The sequence below is a fragment of the Streptomyces sp. NPDC059255 genome, assembly GCF_042752355.1.
Classification (GTDB): domain Bacteria; phylum Actinomycetota; class Actinomycetes; order Streptomycetales; family Streptomycetaceae; genus Streptomyces.
In genome coordinates this window covers 255,244-263,187 of the sequence record NZ_JBHYZP010000007.1, presented here as the reverse complement: position 1 = coordinate 263,187, position 7,944 = coordinate 255,244, and the positions used below count along the sequence as shown (strand labels likewise).

Annotated in this window: 10 protein-coding genes; 4 read left to right on the top strand and 6 right to left on the bottom strand. The window is 69.4% G+C overall.

The features are described 5' to 3' along the window. Positions 1 to 418 precede the first annotated feature (418 nt). Entirely contained in the window at positions 419 to 1,060 is a 642-nt protein-coding gene (locus tag ACFXKG_RS12870; protein ID WP_384836523.1) for a DNA-3-methyladenine glycosylase, read from the bottom strand. 86 nt (positions 1,061 to 1,146) lie between these two features. Between ACFXKG_RS12870 and ACFXKG_RS12865 the strand changes: the two genes are divergently transcribed. From ACFXKG_RS12865 to ACFXKG_RS12855, 3 genes are all read left to right on the top strand, one after another. Then, complete coding sequence (locus ACFXKG_RS12865) at positions 1,147 to 1,929, top strand: sporulation protein (RefSeq protein ID WP_365818542.1); 783 nt, start codon at positions 1,147 to 1,149, stop codon at positions 1,927 to 1,929. A 100-nt stretch (positions 1,930 to 2,029) separates the two neighbouring features. Then, a complete protein-coding gene (locus ACFXKG_RS12860; protein WP_384836520.1) occupies positions 2,030 to 2,569 on the top strand; it encodes a YbhB/YbcL family Raf kinase inhibitor-like protein in 540 nt (179 codons plus the stop codon). Positions 2,570 to 2,731: 162 nt separating this feature from the next. Then, entirely contained in the window at positions 2,732 to 3,250 is a 519-nt protein-coding gene (locus ACFXKG_RS12855; RefSeq protein WP_384836517.1) for an HNH endonuclease, read from the top strand. 24 nt (positions 3,251 to 3,274) lie between these two features. On the opposite strand, the gene ACFXKG_RS12850 is transcribed toward ACFXKG_RS12855, so the two are convergent. From ACFXKG_RS12850 to ACFXKG_RS12835, 4 genes are all read right to left on the bottom strand, one after another. After that, positions 3,275 to 4,051: a sulfite exporter TauE/SafE family protein gene (locus tag ACFXKG_RS12850; RefSeq protein WP_384836514.1), complete on the bottom strand. Its 777-nt coding sequence runs from the start codon at positions 4,049 to 4,051 to the stop codon at positions 3,275 to 3,277. 71 nt (positions 4,052 to 4,122) lie between these two features. Then, positions 4,123 to 5,052, bottom strand: a complete 930-nt coding sequence (locus ACFXKG_RS12845) for an SPFH domain-containing protein (RefSeq protein WP_030353811.1) — start codon at positions 5,050 to 5,052, stop codon at positions 4,123 to 4,125. Between the two features lie 177 nt (positions 5,053 to 5,229). Beyond that, on the bottom strand, positions 5,230 to 5,661 hold the full coding sequence (locus ACFXKG_RS12840; protein ID WP_382899310.1) for an NfeD family protein: 432 nt from the start codon (positions 5,659 to 5,661) through the stop codon (positions 5,230 to 5,232). Between the two features lie 77 nt (positions 5,662 to 5,738). Further along, positions 5,739 to 6,530, bottom strand: a complete 792-nt coding sequence (locus ACFXKG_RS12835; RefSeq protein WP_384836510.1) for an ABC transporter ATP-binding protein — start codon at positions 6,528 to 6,530, stop codon at positions 5,739 to 5,741. 127 nt (positions 6,531 to 6,657) lie between these two features. On the opposite strand from ACFXKG_RS12835, the gene ACFXKG_RS12830 reads away from it, so the two are divergent. Continuing rightward, complete coding sequence (locus ACFXKG_RS12830; RefSeq protein WP_384836507.1) at positions 6,658 to 7,458, top strand: hypothetical protein; 801 nt, start codon at positions 6,658 to 6,660, stop codon at positions 7,456 to 7,458. Positions 7,459 to 7,633: 175 nt separating this feature from the next. Here the strand turns inward: ACFXKG_RS12830 and ACFXKG_RS12825 are convergent, their stop codons facing one another. Then, a complete protein-coding gene (locus ACFXKG_RS12825) occupies positions 7,634 to 7,882 on the bottom strand; it encodes a chaplin (protein WP_384836504.1) in 249 nt (82 codons plus the stop codon). Positions 7,883 to 7,944: the final 62 nt, after the last annotated feature.

The window sequence follows — 7,944 nt, the reverse complement described above, 5'->3', positions numbered from 1 at the left end:
CCGGGAGGTCGGGGTATCAACATATCTGGCGTTGACTTTTGGCACGCTGTTGAGTTCTCAAGGAACGGACGCTTCCTTCGTACTCACCCGCAGACTGTGTCTGGGGTTTTCCTCCGGGCGCTTCCCTTCGGTGTTTCGTTCTTGCGTTTCCGACTCTATCAGATTCATTCGGCGGTGTTTCCCGCTTCCAGAATTCCGATGGCCTTTGGATTGGCCCTTTGCCTTTCGGCTGTTCACTACTTTAACCGAATCCCCGCCCGACTCATAATCGAGTCGTCGGGTACAGAATTTCGGCATGCCGAAACTCAGACCCGTAAGGGTTTGATCGTGATGTAGTGGGTGGCCGCTGCGGAGGCTGCTGAACAGCAGGCTCCGTTGAAAGCGGCTCGGGCCACGTTAGGCGGGTGGACCGGCCGAGTCAAGTTCGTCGGCGGCGTGGTGCATGGGCCCGGTAAGGGCTGACGGAAGGGTCGCCGTCGATCCAGAAGCGCCAGGGGTGGATCGCGCCGTCGCCGCCCACTCCCGTACGCGGGCCGCTGCGGACCTGGGCTTTGGTGACCGGGGTACCGGTGAGTATCGACAGCGGATGGTCCGGGCCCGCGCAGACGTCCGTGCCGTTGAGGTCCCGGTCCACGTCCAGGGCGGTGGCCAGGCGGGCCGGGCCTTTGGCCAGTTCTCTGTCGTTGCGGGCCGAGAAGCGACGTTTACGGGCCAGCTCCGCGCCCACGCCGATCTCGCCGGCCCGGAGCAGGACCCCGCTCGCCCGGCCCGCCGGCCCGCACACCAGGTTGAGGCAGTGCCACATCCCGTAGGTGAAGTAGACGTACGCGTGGCCGGGCGGGCCGAACATCACGTCGTTCCGGGGTGTGCGGCCCCGGAAGGCGTGCGAGCCCGGGTCCACCTCGCCCGCGTACGCCTCCACTTCGGTGAGGCGGAGTTCGATGGGGCCGTCGGCCGTCTCCCGTACCAGCGTCCGGCCCAGAAGGTCGGGCGCGACCTCCAGGACCGGCCGGTCGAAGAAGTCCCTGGGCAACGGCATACGGTCGGGGCTCGCCATCATGGCGTCCGAGCGTACCGGGGAACCGTCCGTGGCCGGAGCGCGTATGTAGGGGGCAGGGACCCCGAAGGACTTAGTAGGAGTGAGACATGGGCTTCAAGAAGCTGCTGGCGAGCCTGGGCGCCGGCGGGGCGACGGTCGAGACCGAGCTGATCGAGTCGAACGTGGTGCCCGGCGGGGTGGTGCAGGGTGAGGTGCGGCTCGAGGGCGGCTCCGTGAACCAGCGGATCCAAGGGCTCAGCGTCGGGCTCCAGGCGCGGGTCGAGGTGGAGGGGAACGAACAGGAGACCGTGCAGAACATCGAGTTCACCCGGCAGAGCATCGGGGGTGCCTTCGAGATAGAGGCGGGGGCGGTGCACGTGGTGCCGTTCGGTCTGGAGATCCCCTGGGAGACGCCGGTCACGACCATCGAGGGACAGCCGCTGCGCGGCATGAACATCGGGGTGACCACGGACCTGGACATCGCGCGGGCGCTGGACAACAGCGACCTCGACCCGATCAACGTCCACCCTCTCCCGGCGCAGCAGGCCATCCTGGACGCCTTCGTCCGTCTCGGTTTCCGCTTCAAGAGCGCGGACATGGAGAAGGGGCACATCCACGGGACGCGGCAGCGGCTGCCGTTCTACCAGGAGATCGAGTTCTTCGCGCCGCAGCAGTACCGGGGGCTGAACCAGGTCGAGCTGACCTTCGTCGCGGACGACCGTGAGATGGACGTGATCCTGGAGATGGACAAGAAGCCGGGGCTGTTCACCGAGGGCAGCGACTCGTTCCGCTCGTTCCAGGTGGGGCTGGGCGACTTCCAGGGCACGGACTGGGCCGCGTACCTCAACCAGTGGCTCGCCGAGGTCGGTGGCCGTCGTAACTGGTTCTGAGGGGAGCCTCTAGGCTCGGTCCTCCGGCGGCCGACAGCCGACATCGGCGGCCGGCAACAGGACAGACGACAGGCCAGAGCTGACATCCGGAGGTTAAGACGTGACCGAGGCGACGAGGGCCCCACTCCCCCATGACTTCCATCCGCGGGTGCCGTCCTTCACCGTGGTGAGCGACGATGTCGCGCCGGGGGCGGTTCTGAAGGACGCCCAGGTCCAGGCCGCCGGGAACACCTCGCCGCAGCTGCGGTGGGAGGGGTTCCCGGCGGAGACCGGAAGCTTCGCCGTGACGTGCTTCGATCCCGACGCACCGACCGGCAGCGGATTCTGGCACTGGGTGGTCTTCGACATCCCGGCGTCGGTCACGGAGCTTCCGGTGGGCGCGGGCAGCGGCTCGTTCGAGGGGCTGCCCGCGGGGGCCGTACAGGCGCGGAACGACTACGGGTCGAAGGACTTCGGGGGTGCGGCGCCGCCGCCCGGGGACCCGGCGCACCGCTACGTGTTCACGGTGTACGCGGTGGACAGTGAGCGGCTCGGTCCCGACAGTGATACCACTCCCGCGGTCGTCGGGTTCAATCTGCGCTTCCACACGCTGGCGCGCGCCCAGCTCATCGGGGAGTACGCGGCTCCCGCCGGGAGCTGACCGTTTCCTTTTTGTTTGCCCTGCCCTGGTCTTGGAGAGATCAGGGCAGGGCATTTTTTATTGTGTTGTCCCTCTCGGCGCGCCCGGCCAGAGTTGATCCAAGCCCGCAGCCTTGTCAGCCATGTCAGGGGGCCGGGCGGCGAAACACGGGAGGTGGGCGGGATGCGGGACACGTTGGTACTGAATGCGAGCTTCGAGCCGCTGTCGACGGTGACGCTCAACCGTGCGGTGGTGCTGGTGCTGCAGGACAAGGCCGTCGTCGAGCAGGCCCATCCCGGTCTCCGTGTGCGGGCCGCCGCCGTGGAGCTTCCGGTGCCCCGGGTGATCCGGCTGTGCCGGTATGTCCGGGTGCCCTTCCGAAGACAGGCTCCGTGGTCGAGGCGTGGGGTCCTGATACGGGACCAGCACCGGTGCGCGTACTGCGGCCGGCGCGCGACGACGGTGGACCATGTGGTGCCGCGGTCCCGGGGAGGCGCGGACAGCTGGCTGAATACGGTGGCTTCGTGCGCCGAGGACAACCACCGCAAGGCGGACCGTACGCCGGATCAGGCGGGGATGCCGCTGCTGCGGGCGCCGTTCGTGCCGTCCCCGGCAGAGGCGATGCTGCTGTCGCTGCGGGCCGGTGAGCGTTCCGAGCTGCCGACGTGGCTCGCGGGGGTTCCGGCGCAGCCCGCCGCGTGACCTTCAGCCGTACCGGCGGACCCTTCAGCCGTACCGGTGGATGAGAAGCTGGACGATGGCGACGACGCCGACCGTCACGACCAGCGCGCGCAGGGCGGCGGGCGGCAGCTTGCGGCCGAACCTGGCCCCGAGCTGACCGCCGACGGTCGAGCCGGCCGCGATGAGGGCGACCGCCGTCCAGTCGAACTCGGCGACGAAGAGGAAGAAGAGCGCGGCGACGCTGTTGACGAGGGCCGCGAGGATGTTCTTCACCGCGTTGAGGCGTTGCAGGGTGTCGTCGAGCAGCATGCCCATCAGGGCGACGTAGATGATCCCCTGAGCGGCGGTGAAGTAGCCGCCGTAGACGCTGGCGAGCAGCAGTCCGGTGAAGAGGAGCGGGCCGCCGTCGGGTCCCGCGGTGGTGCCTTTGCGGGCGCGGCGGGCCTGGACGGCGCGGGCGAGGCGGGGCTGGAGGATCACGAGGACGAGGGCGAGCGTGACCAGGACGGGCACGATCGTCTCGAAGGCCGTGGACGGCAGGACCAGCAGCAGGGTGGCGCCGGTGAATCCGCCGATGACCGCGGCGACGCCGAGGCGCAGGACGCGGGGGCGCTGGCCGGTGAGTTCGGCGCGGTAGCCGATGGCTCCGCTGATCGAGCCCGGTATCAGGCCGAGGGCGTTGGAGACGGTCGCCGTGACCGGGGGGAGTCCTGTCGCCAGCAGGACGGGGAAGGTGATGAGCGTGCCGGAGCCGACGACGGTGTTGATGGCGCCCGCGCTGATGCCCGCCGCGAGCACGGCGAGCATCTCCCAGATGGTCACGGTGTGGTGCCTTTCGTGCTGATCGGTGCCGGATGCACCGACCACCGATCATGCACGAAGGGCGGGGGCGGTCAGTCGAGCGGGGTGTCCTGCCTGCGCTCCTTGCCGGTGTTGAAGCCGGGCATGCCGCCGCCGAGGTTGTCGAAGGCGCCGCTGAGTCCCTTGAGCGCGTCGCCGATCTCGCTGGGCACGATCCAGAGCTTGTTGGCGTCGCCCTCGGCGATCTTGGGGAGCATCTGGAGGTACTGGTAGGCCAGGAGCTTCTGGTCGGGGTCGCCCGCGTGGATGGATTCGAAGACCGTACGGATGGCCTGGGCCTCGCCCTCGGCGCGCAGGGCGGCGGCCTTGGCCTCACCTTCGGCGCGCAGGATCGCGGACTGCTTCTCGCCCTCCGCGGTGAGGATCTGCGACTGGCGGATACCTTCGGCGGTGAGGATCGCGGCGCGCTTGTCACGGTCGGCGCGCATCTGCTTCTCCATCGAGTCCTGGATGGAGGTGGGCGGTTCGATGGCCTTCAGCTCGACGCGGTTGACGCGGATGCCCCACTTGCCGGTGGCCTCGTCGAGTACACCGCGCAGGGCCGCGTTGATCTCCTCGCGGGAGGTGAGGGTGCGCTCCAGGTCCATGCCACCGATGATGTTGCGGAGGGTGGTGACGGTGAGCTGCTCGATCGCCTGGATGTAGCTGGCGACTTCGTACGTGGCGGCGCGGGCGTCGGTGACCTGGTAGTAGATGACCGTGTCGATGTTGACGACCAGGTTGTCCTGGGTGATCACCGGCTGGGGCGGGAAGGGGACGACCTGTTCACGGAGGTCGATCCGGTTGCGGATCGAGTCTATGAACGGGACCACGATGTTCAGGCCCGCGTTGAGGGTGCGTGTGTAGCGGCCGAACCGCTCGACGATGGCGGCGCTGGCTTGCGGGATGACCTGGATCGTCTTGATCAGGGCGATGAATACAAGCACCACCAGGATGACCAGGACGATGATGATTGATGGCATCGCGTTTTTCGGGCCCTTCTCTGCCGGATGTTCCGATGATCCAGTTTCTCAGACCGGAGGCGAACGTGGTTCCCGTTCCGCCGGGTTGAGTCACCTGACTGTCACGTCTCGTTGTCGTGGGCGGTCGTCGTACGGGCGTCGTACGGCGTCGACCACTGTGGATGGCTGTCGTGGCCGCTACATGACGACGGCTGTCGCTCCGTCGATCTCGACCACGTCGACCTGTTGGCCGGGTTCGAACGAGGTGGCCTCGTCGTAGGCGCGCGCGGACCACACCTCGCCGGCCAGCTTGATGCGGCCGCCTCTGCCGTCCACCCGTTCCAGGACAAGGGCCTGACGGCCTTTCAGCGCGTCGATGCCGGTGGCCGATCCAGGGGCCGTCGCGGCGCGCTGCCGGGCCGCGAACGGGCGTACGACGGCGATGAGCGCCACGGACACCACGACGAAGACGAGGACTTGGACCACCACTCCGCCACCGAGGGCCGCGGTGATCGCGCCGGCGACCGCACCGGCGGAGAACATGCCGAACTCGGGCATCGCCGTGATGACGAGGGGAATGCCCAGTCCTACGGCGCCGATCAGCCACCACACCCACGCGTCGATTTCCACACGGTCATGGTAGGGGCGCGGGTCCCTGTCCCGACAGGGGTGATATCGGGTCAGAAGGCCACCGATATGACGGGGGCTCAGCCGAGCGGCAGTCCGTGGGCCGTCCAGCGGTCACCGGTGCGCTCGACGACGAGCGGGAGTCCGAAGCAGAGGGAGAGGTTGCGGGAGGTCAGCTCGGTCTCCATGGGGCCGGCGGCGAGCACCTTGCCCTGGCGGATCATGAGGACATGGGTGAAGCCGGGAGCGATCTCCTCGACGTGGTGGGTCACCATGATCATGGAGGGGGCGTACGGGTCGCGGGCGAGGCGGCCGAGGCGGCGTACGAGATCCTCACGGCCCCCGAGGTCGAGGCCGGCCGCGGGCTCGTCGAGGAGGAGGAGTTCAGGGTCGGTCATCATCGCGCGGGCGATGAGGGTGCGCTTGCGCTCGCCCTCGGAGAGGGTGCCGAACCTGCGGTCCAGGTAGTCGGTCATGCCGAGCCGGTCGAGGAAGGCGCGGGCGCGCTGCTCGTCGACCTCGTCGTAGTCCTCGTTCCAGGTGGCGGTCATGCCGTACGCGGCCGTCAGGACGGTCTCCAGGACGGTCTGGCGCTTGGGCAGCTTCTCGGCCATGGCGATGCCCGCCACGCCGATCCGCGGGCGCAGTTCGAAGACGTCGACCTTGCCGAGCCGCTCGCCGAGGATCCGGACCTGGCCCTTGGTCGGGAAGAGATAGCTGGAGGCGAGGTTGAGCAGGGTGGTCTTGCCGGCGCCGTTGGGGCCGAGGATGACCCAGCGCTCCCCCTCCTTGACCGACCAGGAGACATCGTCCACCAGAGCGCGTCCGTCGCGGACCACGGTTACGTCCACCAGCTCCAGTACATCGCTCATGAGCGCGTTGTCTCCCCATGCAATCGTCTTGAGGTTTCGGGTGCGCCTGTAGACGCGATCCCCCAGGGAAAACCTACGCCACCGGTCGAGTGGTCCGGCCGTGAGGTCTGTTACCTAGGCTGGGGCCATGCTTTCGCAACCACGCTCAGGACTGCTGGCCTCATGGGGAAATGCCCTGTTGGCCGGATTCGTATCACCGGACGACGCGGCGCTCGCCGTGGTCGGCGAGGACGCGCTGCACCGGGTGGAGGGGCTGCCGGGCGAGACGGGGCCCGTGGGGCTGACGCTGGCGCTGGGGCGGCTGCGGGCGCTCGGGGTGACCGGGTACCGGGTCGCGCTGCCCGCGCCGGGGCATCCGCTGGGTCTGTGCGGTCCGCCGGAGTTCAATGCCCGTGCCCTGGAGGCGGAGGAGGCCGTGATCGCCGTGGGGGTGCCGTACGGGCTGGTGCCCGAGGTGTCCGCGGTGGGCCCGGAGGGCGACCGGCATGTGGAGGTCCTCTGGCACTGTCTGCCCGTACGGGAGGCGCCGCCGGCGGACGTGCCCTCGCTCGGGGAGGCGGAGCGGGAGCTGTCCGAGGCCCTGCGAGAGGCGGCGGAGGTGCTGTCCGGGCTGGACGTGGCGGCGTCGGGGCCGGTGGCCGAGGCGATCGTGGACGCGTACCGGGCGCGGGCCGAGGCGGGGCGTGAGGTGCTGGCCCCGGGCTATCCGCAGCGGGCGGTGCGGGTGCTGGAGCAGGCGCAGCGGGTGGGGCTGATGATCGAGCTGGCGTACGAGCACGGGCACGGGGGCGCGGTGAGCGCCTCGGAGATGGCGGCGCGGGGGGAGGCGCTGCGGCCGGTGGAACGGTTCGCGCGGCGGGCCCGGGTGGCGGCGTACAACGCGTATGTGGAGGAGCGGGAGCGGAACGGTCCCGGGGCGGGGGTCTGACGCCTCCGGTCTCCTGAGCGGGGCGCCGGCAGCCGTATCGCGCGAGAGCCGGCGGAGCGCGCTCGGGCGCGGGCCGTGTGCGGGAGCTACGGGCGGGGGCGGGCACGCGGAAGGCCGCCGCCCCGTGCGGCGCCTCGCGGCGGCGCGCCGGGCGGCGGCCCGTGACCCACTGAGGTCAGTGGTTGACCGAGTGGTTGCCGAACGCCGGGTTCAGCAGGCCGATCACGGTGACCGTGTTACCGGTCACATTCACCGGGACGTGCACCGGGACCTGGACGGCGTTGCCGGAGCCGACACCCGGGGAGTGCTGGGCCACGCCGTTGGCGTGGGCGCCGCCCTCGGTGGCGAACGCGGCACCGGCCGAGGCGCCCGCGGCGAGACCGGCGGTGACGAGGACCAGGGCGGCCTTCTTGGCAACCTTCATGGGGTGTTCCTTAATCGCGTGATCAACAGCCGCGGCGGTATGCGGCGGCACGCCATGGAGAA